The following is a 22,643-nucleotide window of genomic DNA, read 5'->3' on the forward strand; positions in this document are numbered from 1 at the left end:
TTGAAGTTTTAAATGGGATGGTTATGAAAATTTTAATTTGTAATGATGACGGTTATTTATCAGATGGGATCGCTTTACTGGCACAGGTAGCATCTAAATTTGCTGAAATAAGAGTTGTTGCTCCGGAAAGTGATCAGAGCGGCGTAAGCAATTCATTTACTCTGAACCGGCCTCTGTCGATTAAAAAAGCTGCAAACGGATTTTATTATGTTAATGGCACACCAACCGACTGTATCCATGTAGCTATGCATACCATGACTGACTTTAAACCTGATTTGGTTTTGTCCGGTATTAATCATGGTGCCAATATGGGTGATGATGTGCTGTATTCCGGTACAGTGGCTGCGGCTACTGAAGCCTTTCTGATGGGCATACCCGCACTGGCATTTTCAATTAATGATCGCAGCGGTGAGTACTGGGCAACGGCTGAAAAAGCCGTCATGACTATTCTGGAAAAAGTATGTGTACAGCCGCCGGCTGAACCGGTTTTATGGAATGTTAATATTCCTGCTGTAAAAGCAGAATCAGTGCAGGGCTATCGTGTGGCTAAACTGGGGCGCCGACACCATGACCAGTGTATTGTGCCGTATAGCAGTCCTCGCGGCGAAACCCTGTATTGGATTGGTGGCGTAGGTGCCGCTGATACCCGCTGGCAGGAAACTGATTTTAGTGATAACGAAGCAGGTTTTATTACCATTACGCCATTATCGCTGGACTTAACTAATTATCAGCAAATGGGTGCAGTCAGTACATTTTTACACGACATACAATGGTGACAGAAGTGGGACAGGGCGTAAGCTGGACCGGATATGAATTCCGGCGTGCACGAATGGTAGAACGGCTGAAACAGATGGGTATTACCCGTGCTGAAGTATTGTCTGCTATGTCTGCTGTGCCCCGGCATGTATTCGTTGAAGAGGCTTTGCGCTCTCATGCTTATGATGATATGTCTCTGCCGCTGGGTTTAGGGCAAACTATTTCCCAGCCATATACGGTCGCAGTCATGACGCAGTTATTGTTTGCCAGACGGCCAATACAAAATAATCTGCGGATACTGGAAATCGGTACCGGTTGCGGTTATCAGACAGCTATTTTACAGGCACTGGGTTTACGTGAAATTTACTCAATAGAGCGTTTGCGTCCGTTACATGAGCGTGCCAAACAGAATTTACGTGCAGTACGTTTACTGGCTCATGCACGACTGGTCTGTGGAGATGGTTATCTGGGTTTGCCGCAGGAAGCACCTTTTGATGGCATTATACTGACAGCTGCGCCGAAAGAGGTACCTTTGCCTTTATTACAGCAACTTTCAATTGGCGGGCGTATGGTTTTACCTCTGGATGAGGGCGGAGTACAGTTTTTATGGGTAATCGACAAAACTGCTGAAGGTTTTCAGGAAACCTGTGTGCAACAGACTTTATTTGTACCATTGGTAAATGATAATTAAACCAAAAGCATTCTGTCATTTTATTTTGCCGGTTTACATAACCACTTGAATCCAGGCATAGATACAATGCCTGTCAAACTGACTGATCCCCCTTTACTGTCAGAACAGCCTGAAAGAGTAAACGGGATCACAGTATCAAATAACTGAACACCATTAAATGTATAAAAATAGTTATCGTTATGAAATAACGAATAAATAATATGGGTTATGACCAAACCGGTTGCTACTGTGCATTGCTTGATGAAAAACTCAGTAAATAGCGTAAAATAATCTTGTCTTAATATTTTTTAATGAAAAAAATAATGATGGCAAAGAGTTATTGCTAAACAATACAGAAAAAGCCGGAAAAATTCTTTGGCTCCTTCCGGCTTAATCTGAATAGTACTGATTCACTATGTTATATACAGTGATTTGGCTGTCAGAAACAGGTAAATCACAGTAATCTGGGAAAATAACTATGAAAGTAGCAGTATTCGTTGAACCCGGAAAAGTAGCTATACGGGAAATGAAAAAGCCGGTTATTCAGAAACCTACTGATGCCATTATCCGCATTATTCGTGCCTGTGTTTGCGGTTCTGATTTATGGTGGTATCGCGGAATCAGTACCTGTGAGCCGGAACGAATTGTCGGCCATGAAGCTATTGGTGTTGTTGAAGCTACAGGCAGCGCAGTAACTCATGTCCGTAATGGTGATTTTGTTATTGTACCGTTTACGCATGGTTGTGGTCATTGTGCTGCCTGTAAAGCAGGTTTTGATGGCAATTGTCAGAATAAAGAAGATGAGCGCAATGGCGGGTATCAGGGTGAATATCTGCGCTTTACTAATGCAGACTGGGCTTTGGTGAAAATTCCCGGTCAGCCGCAGGATTATTCAGATGCTGTTTTGAATTCGTTACTTACCTTGGCCGATGTTATGGCTACCGGTTATCATGCTGCTGCCAGTGCTGAAGTAAAGCCGGGAGATACGGTAGTGGTGATGGGCGATGGAGCGGTAGGGCTGTGCGGAGTCATCGCGGCGAAACTGCGTGGCGCTGAACGAATTATTGCGATGAGCCGTCATCCTGACCGGGCAAAAATGGCAAAGGAGTTCGGAGCAACTGATATTGTGCCTGAGCGTGGTGATGAAGCGGTAGAAAAAGTGTTGTCGCTTACCCGGCAGGCTGGTGCTGATGCAGTATTAGAATGTGTGGGAACTCAGCAATCACTGCAAACAGCAGTTGCAGTAGCCCGTCCCGGAGCAATTGTTGGTTGTGTTGGTATACAGCATGACACAGAAATTAAAACCAGCGATGTTTTCTGGCGGAATATCGGATTACGCGGCGGTATTGCCAGTGTCACCACTTATGATAAAAATTTATTACTGCAAGCTGTGTTAAATGAAGAAATTCAGCCGGGGAAAGTATTTACCCATCGGTTTGATTTAACCGATATTCAGGCTGCCTATCAGGCTATGGATCAGCGTAAAGCAATTAAATCATTAGTTATTGTCAGCCATGAATAGATAACTCCCGCAGCTTAACAAGCTGCGGGAGTTATCTGTATGAACGGCAACGCTTATTCTATCTGTCTGATCAGAAAATTCCTTTCATGCCTTCCGGTGTATAGCGTTCTCCCTGAATATTGATATGATTTTTCAGCTCGTTCAATATCTGAATATCTGCTGTATCCAGTTTTAACTGGCAAGCCTGATTATTTTCATTCAGGTATTTTTCACTTTTGGTTCCCGGTATCGGTACAATATGTTCCCATTGAGCGAGCAGCCAGGCCAGTGCGATTTGACCCATAGTGCAATTATATTTAACAGTCATGGGTTCTAATGCCTGAAGCAAACGTTTGTTATGTTCCAGATTATCATCCTGAAAACGTGGGTTGGTACGGCGGAAATCATTTTCAGCCAATTCATTTTTATTCTGAATTTTACCGGTCAGAAAACCGCGCCCGAGAGGTGAGTAGGGTACAAGACCGATATTTAATTCTTTCAGTAATGACAGCACTGAATCATCTTCTATATGACGTGTCCACAGCGAATATTCTGTTTGTACCACATCAACCGGATGAACTGCATGGGCACGCTGCAAAACAGGGGCAGAAACTTCACATAAACCGATATGGGCTATTTTCCCTGCCTGTACCAGTTCTGCCAGAGTCTGCATTGTATCTTCAATTGCAGCATTAGGATCTAAACGATGAATATAAAATAAATCGATCTGCTCAATGCCGAGTCTGGCCAGAGAGTCATCGCAGCATTGTTTAATATATTCAGGGTGGTTATTAATGTTGCGGTTATAGCCGGAAGTATTGTTTCTATCAATACCGCATTTGGTTGCGATAGTAAGCTGTGCCCGTACTGAAGCAGGCAGAGTTTTCAGTACTGAACCGATCAGTTTTTCGTTTTCACCCCGACCATACATATCTGCTGTGTCAATCAGCGTAACACCGCTATCAATAACCTTGTGCATCATTGTGCTGGCATGTGCTGTATCTATATCACCATAAAATTCGCTCAGACCCATTGCTCCATAGCCCATTGCAGATACGGTAATGTTTTGTCCAAGTTTTCGTTGTGGTAAAGAATGGCTCATTATTTTCTATCCTCAGATTAGTTATATCTGAAACGCTTAATCAAATAATACTTTTATTCGACTGCGGTCAGATAATTGTTAATTACTGATAGTGATAGTAATTAATTAACCTTGCTAAGAGAAATATAAAATCATTGATATAAAAAATATATCAATGATTTGAGTTTCTGAACCTTCCGGAAATATACATGTCACAATGGTGTATTAACTGAATTATGGTGCTTAAAATACTCAATAATGGTTTGTATCACAGTATTTTCAGCCTGCTGATGCCAGAGCAGATGTATATCGATTGATAGTTGCTGTTCATATTCAGTAGTTAATTTTTTATATACCACTCCCGGGATATGTGCCTGTGCCATAGAAGCCGGAAGTAATAACATGCCTCTGCCCATGGCAATTTCCATCAGCATGGTTAAGAAATTAGGTAATTTCGGTTGTAAAATCAGAGAAGCAGTTAAGTTGCTGATGACTTTTTGCAGTTGATCATACAATCCCGGATTCTGGTACCGTTTACACCAGTACAGAGGTAAGTCTATTACTGTATTTAAATCTATTTCATCCCGTGAACAGGCAGGGTGGTTTTCAGGTAAGGCCAGTACCAGTTTTTCCTGATAGACTAATAAACTATTTGCCTGATCATTATTTTTTTTATAATCTGAAATAATAACCAGATCAATATTGCTTTTATTAAATTCAGCTAATAGCTCTTTTGAAGAGTAGTCTTGCTGCAAAAGATCGATGTTTGGCTGGAATTTATTAATAAATTCGCTGAATAGCGGAATAAAATTAAAACCCAGAATTTTAGTTATGCCAACAGTTATTCTGTCTGTCGAATAATTATTAACATTGGTTATGGCCAGAGATAAGCCTTCCAGCCAGTTTCTGGCTTTGTCTCTGAATTGTCTTCCCTGTTCAGTAAGCATGACATAGCGGGTATTACGTACTAATAAAGTAGTTTGCAGCTTTTCTTCCAGCTCTTTGATTTGCATCGATAACGGGGGCTGACTAATACCCAGTCTGCTGGCTGCCTTGCGAAAATTACCTTCTTCACATACTGCCAGAAAATATTGCAATTGTCGGACTGTTGGCAGATGTCGGCTGTAAATGGCTGAGTTATCGAGATTATGTTCTGTCTGAGCAGGTAATTGATTATACATATTTCCCCTACTAAATCTTATAAAGACTAAAATTAAAAAATTATTACTAATAGTAAATAAATTTGACAAAGATTATGAGTATGTGTATTATAACAATATAGATGGATGTACCGTCCATTTCGATCTTTAATTTTATTTTGTATTTCTTTAGTTCAAGTATTGTTGTAGAGAATTAACCCATTTGGGTGCCACATTGTGGAAATTTACTCTGTGTGAAAAGAGATGGCCAGAATCCCAAAATAAGTTGAGCGAAAAGCTAAGCAAATTGGAAAATGGAAATCGCTAGAACAGAAAGAATGACAGGTTGTTGTCGCATGTAGGTGGGCTCTTGGTTGCTAATCGTACTAAACCGACAACAATACTTGAAATGACAGGGCAAGTTTTTTTGCTCGGTTTAATTTAAGGAAATACTATGAAACAAAATGAAATTAAAGAACTTATTTGTTTAGTTGAATTAATTCTGGCAGATAAGACGAATACGATTAGCGACCATGCTCGAAAAAAGCTGGAAAAACTACTTTTAGAACTAAGAGAAGGTAAAAGTGAATTTTCATTACTATCCTATTTAGATGTTATTTGCAGAGTAATGACGTTTATTGATCTAAGTTCTAGATTACTGGAGTTGCTGGAAAAGTATTTTAGCTAATTAGAGCGGGAGCCCTACATTCGATTTGGAAAAATAATGAATATCGGTAAAGCAATAAAATTTTGTAGAGTATCAAAAGATATTTCATTAGAAGAATTACAAAATCTGACTAATTTATCACAATCCTATCTTTCACTAATAGAAAATAATAAAAGAAAGCCTACCTTAGATACGATTGAAAAAATATCTAATTCTCTAAATGTCCCAATAGAAATTTTGGTATATTTAGCATCTGATAAAAGAGAATTAAATTTGTCACCAGATATTGTAAAACTTTTTGATGAACATATAATTAATTCTATCAAACATAATGATTAAACCACAATTATTTTACTATCCTCTAGCTGGAATACAGTCAATTGAATCACTAGCTAAGCACCTTGATATTGATTTAGATAAATTAACATATTTATTAGAAAATATAAACTCTCAATATATAGGTCCTATTTTCAAAAAAAAATCCAATGGTGGCTCACGACCAATTTATCAATGTAGGCCACAATTAAAATATTTTCTTAAAAGATTAAATTCTAAAGTATTTAAACTTGTCCATTACCCTAATTTTTTATATGGTGCTCTTCCTAATAAAAGTATTTATACTAATGCATCTCAACATTTAAATGCAAAAGTAATGTGTAATTTTGATATCAAATCATATTTTACTACTATTACTTTTGATCATGTATTTGATATATTTAAAAATTTTTTTCATTTTTCAACAGAAGTTTCTAATATACTTGCAACTTTAACAACTATCAATAATCAAGTTCCACAAGGATCACCATGCAGTACTTATATTGCAAATTTGGTTTTTTATCGTTCTGAAGTTAATGTGGCAAATAAATTAAAAGATAAAAATTATGTTTATACTAGATTTATTGATGATATTACTGTTTCATCTCAATATAAAAAGACAAAAAAAGATATAGAGGAGGTACATACAATTGTAATAGGAATGATAAGAGCATATAAATTTAGTTTACAAACTGAAAAAAGATCAATAGCACCTAGTCATAAATCTCAGACACTAACAGTAAATCAAATTAATATTGTTAAATCTAATTTATCAATTTCAAAGGAAAAAAGAAAAAAAATAAGAGCTGCTGTGCATGAATTAAAATGTAATTTAAATGATAATAACATAGAATTTGTGGTTAAAAATTTTGAGAGCGTTTACGGAAGAGTACAATATTTAAAGAATATACATATAAAAGAAGCTCAAGGATTGCTTAAGCAATTAAAACAAATTCGAAGTAAGATTCTTAAACCATTGCAAATTTATAAATATAGAAAATTGAAAGAAGCTATTCGAAAAAAACAGGGATATAAATTATGAAAAATAAATCATATGGTTTATAGTTTTTAATAATTTTTGGTTATTTTATGTATATAAATGCATAATTGATAGTGATAAACTCAATATTATTAAATATTTTTAATTTGTAAATTATATTTACATATATATGTTTTATTAAATTTCTAAATAAAGATTTTGGAGTCTTTATCAAAGACCAGATTTGAAAACTATTAGAATATAATTATCTAAATATATTTTGTAATCTGGTCCGTGTTCGTATTAAATATAGTAAAAATGAAAATTAATTGGATAATGAAATATCACGCCGTCTGAATATCAATGTGGCTATCAGGAAAAAAATTAATGCATAGACAATATTGGCTGCCAAGGTAATAAAAAATTCACTCTGGACAGGCTGATCAACTGTTTTAGAAATTAACTCAATCAAATAGCTGTTTACATTTAATGGGCTTAATTTGTATATCCATCCGTCTTCAGGTAAATGAAGGTAGAAAAAGTTGATTAGTCTCCACAGACCACTAGCAAAGAAATAATACACAATACAGCTACCGGTTATGAGTGCACTGCTGTTAAATACGGAAGAAAGCATCAGAGCAAAAGCAGTAAAAAATATTGTAATGGCTAATATGAATATGCTGTATATTCCAGTGTACTTTAATACGATGCTAATTTCCGGTATTTGGTGAATTGTCAGTATTTGTATTAATAAACAAATAATTACAGATACAATCAGAAAAACAGACATTAATATAGTAATCGCTGCAATTTTAGCCAGTAATATTTTGTAGCGCTGATAAGGACGGGTCAGAATAAATTTAATTGTTCCTTTGGATATTTCAGAGCTTAAAATATTAGATGCATAAATAATAGAGATAAAATTAATAAATTTGTAACAAATAGTGATACTATATAAAAAGACTTGGTTACTATCATTTTTAGAAATTGAATGTGATGTATGAGTGACCACAAAATGCATAGTGCTGAAATAAATAATTAGTATCAATAATAATATTATGGGTATGATAATGGCATTTATGGTTTTTTTAAGGTATTTACGCCATTCATTAATTAGTAATTTCATTTGTTGACCTTTTGTTGATTATCGTTTTTTATGCTTTGCAGAAAAGAATCTTCCAGAGAGTAATGAGTCAGCTTCAAACCAATTAAGGGAATATCATGTTGAACAAGAAGTCTGGCAATTTCTGCACGCGGATCGTGGTCAGTTGAATCAGTTGCAATTTCAAGATTATTGAGCTGACGGGTAACCTGATACCCGTTGTTCAGCAGAATTTTTTCTGCCGGTGCTAAATCTCCGTCTACTTCGATATGAATAATGTTATTGGATTTACCCAGAAAATCACTCATTGTTCCCGCATAGACCTGTCTGCCCTGATTAACGATAAAAATATCATTAACAATTTCCTGAAGCTCGGAAAGCAGGTGGCTGGAAATAATAATGCTATTTCCATGCTGAACAAAATTTTTCATCAATGTACGAAAATCTTTCATTCCTTTCGGATCAAGACCATTCATGGGTTCATCCAGAATTAATACTTTAGGCTGATGAATAGTTGCGTTTGCGACGCCTAATCTTTGGCGCATACCCAGAGAATAGCCTTTGACTTTTTGGTGTTCTGCACCTTTAAGCCCGGTTCTGGTTAATGTTTGCATTAAATCATCTTTACTGATTGACTTACGGCTCATATCAGCAAAGATTTGCAGATTATTAAAACCGGACATGTAATTATAAAATTCCGGATTTTCAATGATGGTACCAAGATTAAAAGCTGCTTTTTCAAAGTCTTTTTGTATATTGTGCCCACAGATTTTAATATCTCCGGAAGTGGGAAACATCAGACCTGTAAGTATTTTCAGCATAGTGGTTTTGCCAGCACCATTGGGGCCTAAAAAGCCCATAATCCGACCGGGTGCAATCTTGAAAGAAATGTTATCCAGAATCTTCCTGTTTTTAATCTTTTTGCTAACATTTTTAACTTCAATGAGATAATTGATTTTTCCCACTCTAAACCTTTCTTGTTCAGGGAGTTAAATTTATTGATTTTGTCGATGTTATATGAGTAAAGCAATACCTGTCTTTATGGTGTACGGAATTTTTTATTTTCCTTATTCATAATAATGTATTATACATAATTTAACAATATTAAAATGTCTGGTTTATTGGTAGTTTATTCAGTCTGGACATGCTGAATATAAATTGAGTGTTGCTTTTGAATCTTTTTTATGTAATGAATCAGATAAATAGCTAAGCAGAAAAAATCTGACTGAAATAATTTTTTGCCGTAATCAAATTTATCTATCAGAAAAATTCTGGGAATGAGGCATAAATGGTCTGATTAAAGGATATCTGTTCTATAAAGATTATGTATTTGAATATTCGGGTTTGACGTAATAGGTTGTCTGAAAAATGTTTGTATATAATGAATAATAAAAAAGCACAGCTTATGCTGTGCTTTTTTATTCAATTTGGCGCGGCGGACGGGGCTCGAACCCGCGACCCCCGGCGTGACAGGCCGGTACTCTAACCAACTGAGCTACCACCGCGCAAGTTTTATGCAACGCATAAAACAGAAAACTGGTGGGTGATGACGGAGTCGAACCGCCGACATTCTGCTTGTAAGGCAGACGCTCTACCAACTGAGCTAATCACCCCTGCTTGGGAAAGACGCTATTAAACCAGATATGCCGTTCGCTGGCAAGTACTAGTGATGAAAAAATTAGTTCGTTCCCTGTAGTGACCAGTTTTCAAAAAGAATTACTTTGTCTCTGGGGCCGAGTACAACCAGAGTATCTGCATTTTTAAAACGGAATTCAGAGTCAAATTTGCGTAATTGATGAGCATTGCGGCGTACTGAGAGCAGTTTTACTTTCAATTTGTCCTGCGGAAGGTCGTCTATACTTTTACCTACCAGAAAAGCATCTGGCGGCAGAGTGAAAGCCTGACGGAAATAATGGATATTCTCATCAGAGACGGTGTCATCGCTGCCGGCAAATAAACCTTCAAGTGCCTGATAACGATTTTGGCGTATACGCTGCATGATTTGATAGACTTCATCAAACGGTTTGCCTGAGCTTAATAATGCCTGACTGGCGAGTGTAAGGCTGGATTCTTTTTCATCAGAAACGATGTCGTCTGCACCCATATTGGTTAGCACAGGAATGTTGTCGTCGTTGGTAACGCGCACGATTACCGGCATGGTAGGGGCAATCAGCATAATATTATTGAGAATATGCTTGGCCTCTGTCATGTTGTTGATGGTAATCAGTACGGTATTGGCACGTTTTAATCCGGCTGCCTGTAACACTTCCTGCCGTTTGGCATCACCGAAGGTGACCGGTTCACCGGCAGCTTTGGCTGTGGCAACCCGTTCAGCATCCAGATCAATGGCATAGTAGGGTGTATCCTCCTGTTGCAGGATACGGGCAATGCTCTGACCACAGCGGCCGAAACCGATAATGAGGATATGGTCAGATTTGCTCATGGTATCTACCAGTATGCTCTGTAAATCAACTGCCTGTTCGTCCCAGCTGCGTTTAACCAGCAGTTTATTGATTTTATCTGCACTTCGCATAATAAAGGGTGCCAGTATCATGGAAAGCAGAATGGCGGCAATGGCTGCCTGTTGCAGCTCAAGAGAAATGAGTTTTAATGCGCCGCTAATGGCCAGCATAACAAAGCCGAATTCACCGCCCTGAGCGAGATACAAAGCTGTTTTAATGCTGTCTCCGGTATTTTCTTTCATGTAGCGGCTAATGCCAAATAGTACCGCTGCTTTCAGAATAACCAGCAGTGCTCCCAGTATCAGTATCATTAACCAGCTTGATTGTAAAACTTGTATATTCAGTTTCATGCCGATGGTAATGAAGAAGAAGCCGAGCAGAATGTCCCGGAAGGGGCGAATGTCATCTTCTACCTGATAGCGGTATTCGGTTTCTGATATCAGCATACCGGCAACAAAGGCACCCAGTGCCAGTGACAGACCGGCCAGCTGAGTAAGATAAGCAACTCCCAGAGTGACCAGCAAAACGTTAATCATGAAGAGTTCGCTGGATTTGGTGCGGGCAATCAGACGGAACCACATAGGCATGATTTTACTGCCGACCACCAGCAGCAGACCTAAGGCAAGTGCCATGGTAAGCAGGGCTTTGCCCATTTGCAGGATCAGACCGTCACTGCTGTGAGCCAGAGCAGGTAATAAAATCATCAATGGAACGACGGCAATATCCTGCATCAGCAGTACGCCCATAATCATGTGGCCGTAATGCTGTCCCAGTTCGTTTTTTTCTACCATAATGCGGCTGACAATAGCTGTCGAAGACATAGTCATGGCTGCGGCAAGGGTAAACGCCCATGTCAGCTGAATACGCATAGCTGCAAACAGGATAAAAAGTATCAACAGGGTAAGTGCGACTTGTAATCCGCCTAAACCAAGCACCAGCCTGCGCATGGCTTTAAGTTTGCCGATGGAAAACTCAAGCCCGATGCTGAACATAAGAAAAGTAATGCCGATTTCTCCGATAAATTCGGTGGCATGACTCTGATTAATTAAATGCAGCCAGCCAGGACCGGCTATGAAGCCAACTACCAGGTAGCCTAGCATGGCGGGAATGTGTAAACGTCGGCAGATGATAGAGGCCAAAACGGCCACCAAAAGAATCATCACGACAGGGCCAAGAGAAATATGCATAATATATTGATTTTATTTAATTAAAATTTTATTATCATATTTTAACATAGATGTTTTGGCTTGTGCGGACTTATACCTTATAAAGATACATTTTTTAACAGATTATTGTAAGAAATTGCGCAATTGTTTAAGTGCTGTCCATGCATTGGCTTTTAAATGGCTTTGACGCAATAATCGTGCAGGGTGGGGCGATATTACGTAAGGAGTATTGTGCAGATTCTGTGCCAGTATTGTCTGGTCGAGCTGGCTGAATATCTGCCCGAGCAGCAGAATAGCCTGAGGCCGGATATGTTCGATCTGAGCACTCAGATAAGGCAAACAGGCTTGCAGATGCTCATCAGTAATGCGCAGGCTGACATTAGGCGCACACTTCACCTGGCTGGTAAAAAAAACTTCTTCAGCAGTAATATTGATGGCTGCCAGCATATTGCTGAGCAATTTGCCGACTTCTCCGCTGAAAAGCTGCCTGCTGCTGTCGTCGGGCGGTGCAGGATTAGAGCTGATAACCAGAAGCCGTGCATTGCTTGCACCATATCCCGGCAGTGGAGTGCAGCGCTCCTGATGCAAATTGCAGCGGGTGCATGCAGCCAGTGTTGCCGGAATGGATTCGAAGCTGATATTTAATTTATCACTTGTGGTAATGGGGCTGATTTTGCTAGTGTTATCTTCTTTGGTAATCTGTGTTACAGATTCAGTTGCCGGCTGATTGATAATTTGCCGAAGTGCGTCACGATGCCGGTTGGCTGGCTGAGTTGCAGTAATATCAGCCGGCGACGTCTGGTGAGAAGTTCTCACTGGTTGTGAACGGACAGAATTGTCCAGAACAGAGCGCGCAACAGGCCGGGTATCGTTTTTTACTGGCGTATTTGTTTCTGTAATTTCGGAAGGTATCAGATAAGCAGTTTGTGATAACCACATGGGGCCGAGACCCAGCGCTTCGTGCAGATAAAGATAGCGGCTGTCTAGCATGGTTTTTCCATTAATACAGCATCATCACCATTCTGGTAATAATTTTTACGTATGCCACAGGATACAAAACCATTGTTTGTATACAGTTGCAGTGCACCGGAATTGCCGGCACGCACTTCAAGCAATATCCGGTTCAGATGCTGTTGCTTTGCATGCTGGAATAAATGTTCCAGTAATTGTTGTGCATAACCCTGCCTTCTGAAATCTGGATGGGTGTCAAGTAAATGAATTTCAGCTTCCTCAGGCAGTTTTTGCCAGACCAGCATGCTGACAATTCCATGCACAGGCAGGTCGATTACCCATACAGGTTGTGGTGCATAAACCGTATTGGCCAGTTGTGTTGCTGACCATGGCGCCGGATTACACTGTTTTTCAAGCTCATGCAGAGCGGCGACATCAGCGAGAGTGGCGGCACGGATATTCATGCTATCTGACTCGCAGTTCGTCTGGCAGCCTGTTCGGCAGCTGTCAGGGCAATTTTATTGCGGACATAATGCAGGCTGGCATGAGCAGCATCAGTTGCTTTGTAACGACCGGATAAGGCCAGTTGCACATACTCCTGAGCTCCGGGCATAAGATTCTGCCCTGATACGGGTAAATTGATATTCAGCCCGTAAGCATTACCGATACCTGTAGCCTGATGCTGACCGGCCGGCAGACAGATGCTTTCGGCAGTACCCACCAGATAATCACTCAGACGTTTATGATTATGGGTGTCATACCATGCATAGAATAGTTCGTTCATACGTGCGTCTGTTGCGGCCAGTACGCAAGGCTGATCCGGTGCAAGAGCAGCTACAGCATCCAGACAGGGAATGCCAATCAGTGGCAGACTGAATGGCAATGCTAAACCAGTAGCTACACCCAGACCAATGCGTAATCCAGTGAAAGCACCGGGGCCTTGTGCGTAAATGATGGCATCCAGCTGAGACAGTATCAGTCCGGATTCTGCCAGTAACTGCTGTATACGCGGTAATATCAGTTCAGACTGTTTTGCACCGGCTGCTTCGCAGATGCTGTCAGTATGTCCGTTGTGATGCAGTCCCAGTGACAGATAACTGGTGCTGGTATCGATTACAAGCAGACGTGAATCATTGCTAATCATGATGTGTTAATGTATTCGGATAAATTGAATTATACCGTTTTATGCCTTTATTTTTTAGGTTAAATATTGTGCCAGAGTAAAGTTATAGGTAAGGGTAATAAATGCTATTTTTGGGTAATTTTTTGATAAATAATTGTTTATATTCTAGATTTAGTGATTAATTATCACGGCTGGTTTGTACTTTTTCGGGTGTGATGTTAAGTTATATTAGCTGTGCCGGCTGTGAAATTGAATTAAGAATGGAAGTTGTTTGTGGATGAGTTGTATGTAGGGCGTTTTGCCCCCAGCCCTACCGGTTTGTTGCATATTGGTTCGCTGCTTACTGCGGTAGCTTCTTATCTGGATGCGCGCAGCCGGCAGGGACGCTGGCTTGTGCGGATGGAAGATCTGGATCCGCCACGTGAAATGCCGGGTGCGGCAGCAGCTATTTTATCTGCACTGGAAGCTTTTGAACTGCACTGGGATGGTGAAGTTGTTTATCAGAGCAAGCGTCATCACCTTTATGCTGCAGCTCTGGCGCGATTGAAAGCGCAAGAACTGGTGTATCCGTGCTTTTGCAGCCGAAAAACGATACAGGCTGAAGCACAGGGCATGGGTACGGATGGTTTTATTTATGGCGGACATTGTGCATCTTTGAATGCAGATATGTCTGTCTGTTCAGAGAAAATGCCGGCATGGCGTTTGCGAACTGGTACAGATATAACCGGTTTTACGGATGCAATACAAGGTTATAAGCAACAGTGTTTATCCAGAGATGTGGGCGATTTTGTTTTGTTGCGGGCAGATGGTTTCTGGGCTTATCAACTGGCGGTCGTAGTTGATGATGCGGATCAGGGAATCAATCATGTAGTACGCGGTCAGGATTTGTTATTATCTACCCCCCGTCAGATTTATTTACAGCAGTTACTGGGTTTTTCACAGCCGGCTTATGCTCATTTACCGTTGCTGACTAATACGCTGGGACAAAAATGGTCAAAACAGACGCAGGCACCTGCATTAGATTTGCGCCGGCGTGAAACTTTACTGCGGCAGGTTCTCACTTATCTCGGGCAGCCGCAGGCACCAGAGGTGGATAGTCTGTCTGATTTGCTGAGCTGGGCGGTGCAGCACTGGCAGCTTAAGCGTATTTCACCACAGGCAATTGCAACAAATTAATGCTGATAGAAAGTTTTAGACAACGAGGGAGAAAAGGGTTGGTTCGAAGTAACTTACATGCATCTGCTCCGCGATTTTATCTGCGCTTATGGCAAAAACGACAACACCGCTCATACCGGCTGGCATGGGTGCTGATGGTTACCGCAGCCGTATTAATTATTGTACAGAGTGCTCTACTGGCTAACCTTTTTGCTTTGTGGCTTAATGGAGAGGATGTAACTGAGACTTTATTTCAGTTTTTACCTTATCTATTAATCTGCTGGCTGTTGCGGCCGTTACTGAACTATTTTAAAGACCGGTTGCTATTACGGGCAAGTGTGGCAATCAGATTACAGTTGCGCAGTCAGTTAATGAAAGCACTGGCATTACTGGGACCTGAGCGTAGCCAGTATGGCAGTGATGGAGCTCTGTCTACAATGGTTCTGGAACAGGTAGATGCTCTGGATGGATATTTAAGCCGTTATGTTCTGCAACAGCAACTTGCAGTACTGATGCCGGTACTGATTGCTGCGGCTACCTGTTTTTATAGTCCATTTGCTGCTGCACTATTATTGCTGACTGCGCCATTGGTTCCGATTTTTATGATTTTGCTCGGACAGGCGGCAGCACGTAAAAATCGTGCGCAGTTTTCAGCACTGGCGGCTTTAAGCGGACGTTTTCTGGATTTGCTGCGGGGTCTGCCCACGTTACGTCGTTTAGGTGCTCAGTTGCAGGCACAGAAGACTATTGATGCCGCTGCTGAGTCTTATCGGGTGCGAACAATGGCGGTATTACGGCTGGCATTTCTGTCTACAGCCGTTCTGGAACTGTTTGCTTCACTGGCGATCGCACTGGTGGCTGTCTATCTGGGTCTCGGACTGCTGGGTGTATTGCCCTGGGCAAACGGACAAATACCGGTACCTTATCAGGGGGCATTATTTATTTTATTGCTGGCGCCGGAATTTTATGCACCATTGCGTCAGCTTGGTGCTGATTATCATGATAAAGCTAAGGCAGAGGCAGCAGCCGAGACATTAATGCCACTATATAAAGTGGTCGAAAATATTCCTGCTGTTTCTGAAGAAGTTGATTTTGTATTGCAAACACCTCCCAGTTTGCGCGCAGATTATCTGGTGGTATACGGACGTGATGAACGTATCCGTCTGCCGCAATTCAGTTTTTGCATAGAAGCCGGAGAACGTGTTCTGCTCAGAGGAGCGAGTGGCAGTGGAAAATCCAGTCTGCTGCAGGCCTTACTGGGGTTTGCTCCTTACTCTGGTACTTTATGGATCAATCAGCATAATTATGCTGAATTAAATTTACCGCTATTACGACAGTCGGTGGCTTATCTGGCACAGACGCCACCAATATTGCCACTATCAATTGCCGAAAATCTGCGGCTGGCCAGCCCGGATGCTACGGATGAAGAGTTGCAGCAGGTACTGCAACAAGTAGGACTGTGGGTATTAATTCAGCGTTTACCTCATCAAATGGATACACAACTGGGTGAGCGTGGTCGTGGAATGTCCGGCGGACAGTTACAACGACTGGCGCTGGCACAAATGCTGTTACGAAAAGCACCGTTATGGCTGCTGGATGAACCAACCGCTCATCTGGATGCTCAAACAGCATCGGAAATTATGCAGTTGCTGGCGCAACTGAGTATCGGTAAAACGGTGATACTTGTTAGTCATGATATTAGTTTTGCCGGATGGGTTGACAGGGAAATCAAGCTGACTGACCAGCAGGAGCAATTACGATGAAGCGTTATCATTTGTTATGGTCACAACAGCAGCTGAAACTGTCTAATTTATTGCTGAGTCGCAAGAGTGCCTGGTTACTGGCATGGATATTGGGGCAGGTAACGGCTATAGCCAGTATCGGACTGCTGGCTCTGTCCGGCTGGTTTATTACTGCTGCCGGGCTGGCCGGAATAATAAGTCTGGCAACAGCTTATACCTTTAACTATTTTACTCCGGCAGGGGTGATCCGTTTGCTGGCGATTGTGCGTACTGCCGGGCGCTATGGTGAGCGTCTCGGATCACATGATGCAGTGCTGGGACTTCTGGCAGATTTACGCAGCGGGCTGTTTTCCCGACTGGCTGCAGGTAAGCAACAGCAACAAAATTCTATGCGGCAGATGCATTCTTTACTGAGTGATATTGAACTGTTAAACAACTGGCCGCTTAATGTTGTATTGCCATGGTTATGGGCATTATTCATGTTGCTGGGCATTCTGGGGCTAACTTTAATTGTGGCCGGCAGCAAACTGACATTGTATCTGTCTATTCCATTATTTCTGGCAACTGTCGTGATTCCGGCATTGGCTGCACTGTACGGACAAAACTGGGGCAAACAGCAGGCAGGATTGGCTGAAAAGCGGCGTACAGCTTTATTGCAACCGCTTGAAGCAATAACAGCTTTGTTGCAATGGCAGCAATGGTCACGCTTTGCAACGGTTTTTCATGCCGAAGATCAATATTATGTCTCTGGCCAGTTGCATCAGCATCAACTGGCAGGAAGAGTAGTATTGTTACAGCAGGTATTGATGGCTGCAGCAGTGGCTGTTTTGTTATGGTTGGGAAGTGAGCGTTTCGGTGGCGATGCAAACCTTTCAGTAGCCATGTTGCTGGCGCTGGTGCTGGCTGTATTTGGTTTTACAGAACTGGTGCTGGTACTGGGTATTAATATGATGACCTATGGTCTGTGTCAGGCTGCATGCATACGTCTTAATGCAATTACGCCCGCACTGACTGTTGAAGAATCAGATAAAAAGCCTTTACCGGCACAACTGCATTTACAGGCGCGTGCATTACAGGCACGCTGGCCGGATGCGCTGAACGGAGCGGAAAATGTCAGTTTTGATTTGGTTAACGGTAATATTTTGTTGCTGCAAGGAGCATCTGGTGCTGGGAAATCAACTTTGCTGGCAGTATTAGCGGGGGAACTGGAACCAGCAGCAGGGCAATTGTGTTGTAATCAGCAACCGTTTTCAGCATGGCAGTGGCAGGGAGAGGTGGGTTATCTGGCTCAGCAACTGGATATATTTGATTTAACTCTGGCTGAGAATCTGCGTTTGGGTAAAGCTGATGCTACTGAGGATGAGTTGTGGTCAGTACTTTCCAGCGTCGGGCTGGCTGTATGGGCTGAAAATCAGCCCCAGCTTCTGGAGACACGTCTGGGAGAATATGGAGCAGCTGTGTCAGGAGGGCAGGCACGTCGTATTGCTTTGGCACGTTTACTGCTGCGTCCTTATAAAATACTGATACTGGATGAACCGTTTGCCGGTATTGATGAGCAGGCACAGGCAGAGCTGGCTTCTGTGCTGCAACAGCATCAGCGGCAAGGTATTCTGATTGTAGCAAGCCATCAGACTAATCCGTGGCCTGAGGCTCAGATTTTGCAAATAAATTGAATAAATTCTGAATAAATTTTTAGCTGATTTACTTTTCTGGCAGCCATTTTGTGGCTGCCTTTATTTGATCTAGATCAAAAAAATAACTAATAACAAATTTTAACAAAGACATTGTATTATAATTTCTAAATATATATTTTTAGCATTTATAATGTAAAAGTAAAATATATAATATTTTTAACAATAGAAGTTTAGTTTATTTTTAATTTTACATATTTAATGTAAACTTAAATAACTATATTTATTTGTTAAATTTATGCATTAGTTTAATATTTTCGATTTGTATAGTATATTAAATTCTATTAAATTGAAATATTTATCAATGCCGGTTTAAAGATAAATATAATTTTTATTAATATAAATTACAGGAACAAAGCCATGGATTTAGTGGAACTGTCAAGGCTGCAGTTTGCGCTGGTCGCGCTTTATCATTTTTTGTTTGTACCGCTAACATTGGGGATAGTATGGATTCTGGTAATAATGGAATCCACTTATGTGTTAACCGGTAAGCAGATATATAAAGATATGACGCGATTCTGGGGCAAATTGTTCGGCATCAATTTTGCTCTGGGTGTAACTACCGGTATAACAATGGAATTCCAGTTTGGTACCAACTGGTCATATTATTCGCATTATGTGGGGGATATTTTTGGTGCGCCATTGGCTATTGAAGCGCTGATGGCATTTTTTCTGGAATCCACTTTTGTAGGCCTGTTCTTTTTTGGCTGGGAAAGACTGAGCCGGCCTGGTCATCTATTAGTTACCATTCTTATGGCACTTGGTTCCAATCTGTCTGCATTGTGGATTCTGGTAGCCAATGGCTGGATGCAGGATCCGGTAGGGGCGCATTTCAATTTTGAATCAATGCGTATGGAAATGACCAGTTTTACTGACATTTTCCTGAATGAAGTAGCGCAGAATAAATTTGTACATACAGTCTCTGCCGGTTATGTAACCGCTGCGGTTTTCGTGATGTCTATTTCTGCCTGGTATTTGCTGAAACGTCAGGATGTCGAATTTGCCAAAAAAAGCTTTCGTATTGCCGTAGCTTTTGGTGTAGCTTCAATTCTGTCAGTTATTATCCTGGGTGATGAATCCGGTTATACCGTGGGAAAATCACAGCAAACTAAAATGGCGACACTGGAAGCCATGTGGGAAACAGAACCGGCTCCGGCTTCGTTTAATCTGATTGCTCTGCCAAATGAGCAGAAAATGGAAAATGATTTCGCTATCGAAATTCCATGGGTAATGGGTTTAATCGGTACCCGGTCACTGGATAAACAGATTCCGGGAATCAAGGAAATCATTGCTGAGAATACGGAGCGTATTCGCAATGGTCGGGAAGCTGTGATTGCGCTGGAAACATTGCGTAAAGACCGTACAGATGCACAAGCACAGGCTGCCATGAAAAAATATGGCGATGATCTGGGCTTTGGCTTACTGCTTAAATCCTATGTGCCGGATGTACGTCAGGCTACTGAATCTGATATCGCACATGCAGCCCGGGAAACAATTCCGCGTGTCGCTCCGATGTTCTGGAGTTTCCGCATCATGGTATTGTGTGGCTGTCTGCTGCTGTTGCTGATGGTTGTAGCATTTTATACTTCGGTTAGAAATAGTTTTGCAGATAAACGCTGGTTGCTTAAATGGGTGTTCTGGAGTTTACCATTGCCCTGGCTGGCCTGTGAGGCAGGATGGTTTGTTGCGGAGTATGGACGCCAGCCATGGACAGTATATGGTGTACTACCGACTAATCTTTCGGCTTCTTCGCTGACGGCTGCTAGTCTCTGGGGATCAATTTTCGGTTTTGTAACACTGTACACAATCTTATTAATTGTGGAAGTGTATCTGATGGTACGGTTTTCCCGTCAGGGCCCGGGTTCACTGGGTACAGGGCGTTATGCTAATGAAGCAGAACATTAGGAGTAGACCATGGAATTCTTGGATTATTCGGTATTAAAATTCATCTGGTGGTTGTTGCTGGGTGTTCTGCTGATTGGCTTTGCCATCATGGACGGGCAGGATATGGGGGCAGGTTGTCTGCTTCCGTTTGTTGGCAGAAACGATAACGAGCGCCGTGTCATTATTAATTCAATAGCCCCGCACTGGGATGGTAATCAGGTATGGTTTCTTACTGGTGGTGGTGCTATTTTTGCAGCATGGCCATATGCTTATGCGACAGCATTTTCCGGCTTTTACTGGGCAATGATGGCTGTGCTGTGGGCAATGTTTTTCCGTCCGGTAGGATTTGACTATCGCAGTAAAATCAATAATGCCCGCTGGCGTACTACCTGGGACTGGTTACTGTTTGTCGGCAGTTTCGTTCCACCGCTGATTTTCGGTGTGGCTTTCGGTAATCTGCTGCTGGGGGTGCCATTTCATTTTGATGATGATTTGCGTTCTTTCTATACTGGTTCATTCTGGGCTTTGCTCAATCCTTTCAGTTTGTTGTGTGGTGTGGTATCGGCTGCAATGATTACCTTTCATGGTGCGATTTATCTGGCATTGCGCACAGATGAACAGGTAAGACAACGTGCACTGCGTGCCAGCACAATTGCTCTGATTGTTGTGGTAATCGCATTCTCACTGGCCGGTATCTGGGTCAATATGGGAATTAATGGTTACAGCATGGTTGAGGGAAGTTATTTGCCCGGAGCTTCACCTGATCCGCTGAATAAACAGGTGGTCAGTGCCACTGGTGCATGGATGAATAACTATCAGCAATATCCGCTGCTGTTAGTGATACCGGTACTGGCTTATGTTGGTTTTATAGTGGCATGGCTTCTGGCAAAAGGCGGGAAGAATTTTGTAGCATTCTGGTTTTCAGCATTGGGTCTTGGCGGCGTAATCAGTACCGCTGGTGTATCCATGTTCCCCTTTATCATGCCTTCAAGCACAGATTTGCGCTCCAGCCTGACGGTATGGGATGCCAGTTCGAGTGAATTTACTCTTAAAATTATGCTGGTGGTGGCATTAATTTTCGTGCCGCTAATGTTGTGTTATACCAGCTGGTGTTATCGGGTGATGCGCGGTAAGGTAACTACCGACATGATTCGCAAAAATGACCATAGCCTGTATTAAATTCGGCTTAGTCTGCCGCTGGTATTTTAGCCGGCAGACAAGCCAGTAAAACAAGGAGTATTTTATGTGGTATTTTGCCTGGTGTTTAGGTATTGGTTTTGCCATACTGCTTGGAGTAGTAAATGCATTATGGGGTGAATATCAGCAAGACAGAGATAAGTTAGATCAGCAATCACAACAATGAAATAGTGTATGCCAGTCTAATACATTCTGTTACTGAATTAATTAATTTTAAAAAAGTTCCTTTGGTTTGCTGTATACCAGTTTGCTTGGTATACAGCTTTTTCTTTTATACTAAAGGTAATACAAAGGTAATAATTGTATTTATTGAAATGATTTGTTCATTATTGTTTGATTTACAGTAAATTTGATGTATTTTGCTGGAAAGTGCTGGTTTTTTGTATTAGTATAATTAATGAATATAATCTTCGGAAAGGAATCCGAATGAATAAATCTATGCGTAATAGTCTGATTTTTGCTATTGGGCTGGTTGTAGCAGCAGGTGTTAGTGCTAAGGAAATCAAAGTAGCTAGTAATAACACTGCATATGCGCCGGAAGAGGTACAGAAACTGGCCAATACAGCAGTAAAAATGGGTGTAAAAGAACCTCTGAATATGAACGTTGCTTCCGGTAATCTCATTGTTACCGGCAGTAGTGACACTAAATGTATATTTAAAGTAGGTACGGCAAAAACGCCACAAATTAGCGGTATCAGCTGTAAATAAATAGAAAATAGCTATTACAATCAAAAGATGAAAAACTGACCTGTTCATAGTAACTGGTCAGTTTTTTTATCGGTAATAGTATTATGAAAATTAGAAGAAAGAGTGAAAAGATTAATGTATCTTGGAGGAAAATTTACTCTTTCGATTGGTTTTTATAGATCTATTTTCAGCAATATAATCTTTCCTTTAATTTTTATTTTGGTTTTTATTTGCATGAAGGACAGAAAACGGGAATTTGCCATAATAATTGTATTTATGTAAGTAATTTGAGATTCAGTAAACCGACCTTTATACTTCGCTTAGCTGAATAGTCTGTTTGTAATAAGACAGGCATATCTACGGTTTAATTAATTG

The 22,643-nt window shown here is 41.2% G+C and carries 21 protein-coding genes and 2 tRNA genes; 13 read left to right on the forward strand and 10 right to left on the reverse strand.

Annotated elements, in window-relative coordinates:
- Positions 1 to 23: 23 nt before the first annotated feature.
- From surE to H3T75_RS07860, 3 genes are all read left to right on the forward strand, one after another.
- Positions 24 to 776, forward strand: coding sequence for a 5'/3'-nucleotidase SurE (surE, locus tag H3T75_RS07850; RefSeq protein WP_037393579.1), 753 nt, complete (start codon positions 24 to 26; stop codon positions 774 to 776).
- The gene (locus H3T75_RS07855) at positions 770 to 1,447 is read left to right on the forward strand and encodes a protein-L-isoaspartate(D-aspartate) O-methyltransferase (RefSeq protein WP_037393534.1); all 678 of its coding nucleotides are present in this window, start codon (positions 770 to 772) and stop codon (positions 1,445 to 1,447) included. Before surE ends, H3T75_RS07855 begins: the two co-directional genes overlap by 7 nt.
- 457 nt (positions 1,448 to 1,904) lie before the next feature.
- Positions 1,905 to 2,948, forward strand: coding sequence for a zinc-dependent alcohol dehydrogenase family protein (locus H3T75_RS07860; protein WP_198211445.1), 1,044 nt, complete (start codon positions 1,905 to 1,907; stop codon positions 2,946 to 2,948).
- 70 nt (positions 2,949 to 3,018) lie between these two features.
- Here H3T75_RS07860 and H3T75_RS07865 read toward each other — a convergent pair whose 3' ends face one another.
- A complete protein-coding gene (locus tag H3T75_RS07865) occupies positions 3,019 to 4,029 on the reverse strand; it encodes an aldo/keto reductase (RefSeq protein WP_100126386.1) in 1,011 nt (336 codons plus the stop codon).
- Between the two features lie 191 nt (positions 4,030 to 4,220).
- Positions 4,221 to 5,189 (reverse strand): LysR family transcriptional regulator, encoded by a 969-nt coding sequence (locus H3T75_RS07870; RefSeq protein ID WP_198211446.1) that lies wholly within the window; start codon positions 5,187 to 5,189, stop codon positions 4,221 to 4,223.
- A gap of 412 nt (positions 5,190 to 5,601) precedes the next feature.
- Between H3T75_RS07870 and H3T75_RS07875 the strand changes: the two genes are divergently transcribed.
- Genes H3T75_RS07875 through H3T75_RS07885 form a run of 3 tightly spaced genes read left to right on the forward strand, consistent with a single transcriptional unit; the run spans position 5,602 to position 7,171 of the window.
- Positions 5,602 to 5,835 carry a hypothetical protein gene (locus tag H3T75_RS07875; RefSeq protein WP_084565433.1) on the forward strand — a complete coding sequence of 78 codons (234 nt, stop codon included), beginning with the start codon at positions 5,602 to 5,604 and terminating at the stop codon, positions 5,833 to 5,835.
- 36 nt (positions 5,836 to 5,871) lie between these two features.
- Positions 5,872 to 6,153 (forward strand): helix-turn-helix domain-containing protein, encoded by a 282-nt coding sequence (locus tag H3T75_RS07880; RefSeq protein ID WP_084565432.1) that lies wholly within the window; start codon positions 5,872 to 5,874, stop codon positions 6,151 to 6,153.
- Positions 6,146 to 7,171: a reverse transcriptase family protein gene (locus tag H3T75_RS07885; RefSeq protein WP_198211447.1), complete on the forward strand. Its 1,026-nt coding sequence runs from the start codon at positions 6,146 to 6,148 to the stop codon at positions 7,169 to 7,171. Before H3T75_RS07880 ends, H3T75_RS07885 begins: the two co-directional genes overlap by 8 nt.
- Positions 7,172 to 7,433: 262 nt before the next feature.
- Here H3T75_RS07885 and H3T75_RS11045 read toward each other — a convergent pair whose 3' ends face one another.
- From H3T75_RS11045 to tsaB, 8 genes are all read right to left on the reverse strand, one after another.
- Positions 7,434 to 8,234, reverse strand: a complete 801-nt coding sequence (locus H3T75_RS11045; protein WP_198211448.1) for an ABC transporter permease subunit — start codon at positions 8,232 to 8,234, stop codon at positions 7,434 to 7,436.
- Positions 8,231 to 9,175, reverse strand: a complete 945-nt coding sequence (locus H3T75_RS07895) for an ABC transporter ATP-binding protein (protein WP_100126452.1) — start codon at positions 9,173 to 9,175, stop codon at positions 8,231 to 8,233. The genes H3T75_RS11045 and H3T75_RS07895 overlap by 4 nt, the downstream gene beginning before the upstream one ends.
- Before the next feature lie 463 nt (positions 9,176 to 9,638).
- Positions 9,639 to 9,715, reverse strand: a tRNA-Asp gene (locus H3T75_RS07900).
- 32 nt (positions 9,716 to 9,747) lie between these two features.
- Positions 9,748 to 9,823 (reverse strand) — tRNA-Val (locus H3T75_RS07905).
- A gap of 65 nt (positions 9,824 to 9,888) precedes the next feature.
- On the reverse strand, positions 9,889 to 11,862 hold the full coding sequence (locus tag H3T75_RS07910; protein ID WP_198211489.1) for a cation:proton antiporter: 1,974 nt from the start codon (positions 11,860 to 11,862) through the stop codon (positions 9,889 to 9,891).
- A gap of 99 nt (positions 11,863 to 11,961) precedes the next feature.
- Positions 11,962 to 12,828: a uracil-DNA glycosylase family protein gene (locus H3T75_RS07915; RefSeq protein WP_198211449.1), complete on the reverse strand. Its 867-nt coding sequence runs from the start codon at positions 12,826 to 12,828 to the stop codon at positions 11,962 to 11,964.
- Positions 12,822 to 13,253: a ribosomal protein S18-alanine N-acetyltransferase gene (gene rimI / locus H3T75_RS07920; RefSeq protein WP_037393521.1), complete on the reverse strand. Its 432-nt coding sequence runs from the start codon at positions 13,251 to 13,253 to the stop codon at positions 12,822 to 12,824. The genes H3T75_RS07915 and rimI overlap by 7 nt, the downstream gene beginning before the upstream one ends.
- A complete protein-coding gene (tsaB, locus tag H3T75_RS07925; protein WP_025330268.1) occupies positions 13,250 to 13,933 on the reverse strand; it encodes a tRNA (adenosine(37)-N6)-threonylcarbamoyltransferase complex dimerization subunit type 1 TsaB in 684 nt (227 codons plus the stop codon). Before tsaB ends, rimI begins: the two co-directional genes overlap by 4 nt.
- 261 nt (positions 13,934 to 14,194) lie before the next feature.
- On the opposite strand from tsaB, the gene gluQRS reads away from it, so the two are divergent.
- The 7 genes from gluQRS (at position 14,195) to H3T75_RS07960 (ending at position 22,289) form a co-directional block, all read left to right on the forward strand.
- Positions 14,195 to 15,088 (forward strand): tRNA glutamyl-Q(34) synthetase GluQRS, encoded by an 894-nt coding sequence (gene gluQRS / locus H3T75_RS07930; protein WP_078475126.1) that lies wholly within the window; start codon positions 14,195 to 14,197, stop codon positions 15,086 to 15,088.
- Positions 15,089 to 15,126: 38 nt separating this feature from the next.
- Complete coding sequence (gene cydD / locus H3T75_RS07935; RefSeq protein ID WP_198211450.1) at positions 15,127 to 16,830, forward strand: thiol reductant ABC exporter subunit CydD; 1,704 nt, start codon at positions 15,127 to 15,129, stop codon at positions 16,828 to 16,830.
- Entirely contained in the window at positions 16,827 to 18,482 is a 1,656-nt protein-coding gene (locus H3T75_RS07940) for an amino acid ABC transporter ATP-binding/permease protein (protein ID WP_198211451.1), read from the forward strand. Before cydD ends, H3T75_RS07940 begins: the two co-directional genes overlap by 4 nt.
- A 378-nt stretch (positions 18,483 to 18,860) precedes the next feature.
- The gene (locus tag H3T75_RS07945; protein ID WP_037393520.1) at positions 18,861 to 20,405 is read left to right on the forward strand and encodes a cytochrome ubiquinol oxidase subunit I; all 1,545 of its coding nucleotides are present in this window, start codon (positions 18,861 to 18,863) and stop codon (positions 20,403 to 20,405) included.
- Positions 20,406 to 20,414: 9 nt separating this feature from the next.
- Positions 20,415 to 21,563: a cytochrome d ubiquinol oxidase subunit II gene (gene cydB / locus H3T75_RS07950; RefSeq protein WP_110414027.1), complete on the forward strand. Its 1,149-nt coding sequence runs from the start codon at positions 20,415 to 20,417 to the stop codon at positions 21,561 to 21,563.
- Between the two features lie 64 nt (positions 21,564 to 21,627).
- Entirely contained in the window at positions 21,628 to 21,747 is a 120-nt protein-coding gene (cydX, locus tag H3T75_RS07955) for a cytochrome bd-I oxidase subunit CydX (RefSeq protein WP_025330274.1), read from the forward strand.
- Between the two features lie 260 nt (positions 21,748 to 22,007).
- A complete protein-coding gene (locus tag H3T75_RS07960; RefSeq protein ID WP_084553978.1) occupies positions 22,008 to 22,289 on the forward strand; it encodes a hypothetical protein in 282 nt (93 codons plus the stop codon).
- Positions 22,290 to 22,643: the final 354 nt, after the last annotated feature.

This window comes from Snodgrassella sp. W8135, assembly GCF_016101225.1.
Classification (GTDB): Bacteria; Pseudomonadota; Gammaproteobacteria; order Burkholderiales; family Neisseriaceae; genus Snodgrassella; species Snodgrassella alvi.

What these genes read in the sequence shown, in the direction of transcription:
- H3T75_RS07940 (WP_198211451.1), top strand. Translation starts at nt 16,827, where the DNA reads ATGAAGCGTTATCATTTGTTATGGTCACAACAGCAGCTGAAACTGTCT.
- cydX (WP_025330274.1), top strand. Translation starts at nt 21,628, where the DNA reads ATGTGGTATTTTGCCTGGTGTTTAGGTATTGGTTTTGCCATACTGCTT.
- cydB (WP_110414027.1), top strand. Translation starts at nt 20,415, where the DNA reads ATGGAATTCTTGGATTATTCGGTATTAAAATTCATCTGGTGGTTGTTG.
- tsaB (WP_025330268.1), bottom strand. Translation starts at nt 13,933, where the DNA reads ATGATTAGCAATGATTCACGTCTGCTTGTAATCGATACCAGCACCAGT.
- H3T75_RS07885 (WP_198211447.1), top strand. Translation starts at nt 6,146, where the DNA reads ATGATTAAACCACAATTATTTTACTATCCTCTAGCTGGAATACAGTCA.
- H3T75_RS07870 (WP_198211446.1), bottom strand. Translation starts at nt 5,189, where the DNA reads ATGTATAATCAATTACCTGCTCAGACAGAACATAATCTCGATAACTCA.
- H3T75_RS07855 (WP_037393534.1), top strand. Translation starts at nt 770, where the DNA reads ATGGTGACAGAAGTGGGACAGGGCGTAAGCTGGACCGGATATGAATTC.
- H3T75_RS07880 (WP_084565432.1), top strand. Translation starts at nt 5,872, where the DNA reads ATGAATATCGGTAAAGCAATAAAATTTTGTAGAGTATCAAAAGATATT.
- surE (WP_037393579.1), top strand. Translation starts at nt 24, where the DNA reads ATGAAAATTTTAATTTGTAATGATGACGGTTATTTATCAGATGGGATC.
- H3T75_RS07960 (WP_084553978.1), top strand. Translation starts at nt 22,008, where the DNA reads ATGAATAAATCTATGCGTAATAGTCTGATTTTTGCTATTGGGCTGGTT.
- H3T75_RS07915 (WP_198211449.1), bottom strand. Translation starts at nt 12,828, where the DNA reads ATGCTAGACAGCCGCTATCTTTATCTGCACGAAGCGCTGGGTCTCGGC.
- H3T75_RS07945 (WP_037393520.1), top strand. Translation starts at nt 18,861, where the DNA reads ATGGATTTAGTGGAACTGTCAAGGCTGCAGTTTGCGCTGGTCGCGCTT.
- rimI (WP_037393521.1), bottom strand. Translation starts at nt 13,253, where the DNA reads ATGAATATCCGTGCCGCCACTCTCGCTGATGTCGCCGCTCTGCATGAG.
- H3T75_RS07865 (WP_100126386.1), bottom strand. Translation starts at nt 4,029, where the DNA reads ATGAGCCATTCTTTACCACAACGAAAACTTGGACAAAACATTACCGTA.
- H3T75_RS11045 (WP_198211448.1), bottom strand. Translation starts at nt 8,234, where the DNA reads ATGAAATTACTAATTAATGAATGGCGTAAATACCTTAAAAAAACCATA.
- H3T75_RS07875 (WP_084565433.1), top strand. Translation starts at nt 5,602, where the DNA reads ATGAAACAAAATGAAATTAAAGAACTTATTTGTTTAGTTGAATTAATT.
- H3T75_RS07860 (WP_198211445.1), top strand. Translation starts at nt 1,905, where the DNA reads ATGAAAGTAGCAGTATTCGTTGAACCCGGAAAAGTAGCTATACGGGAA.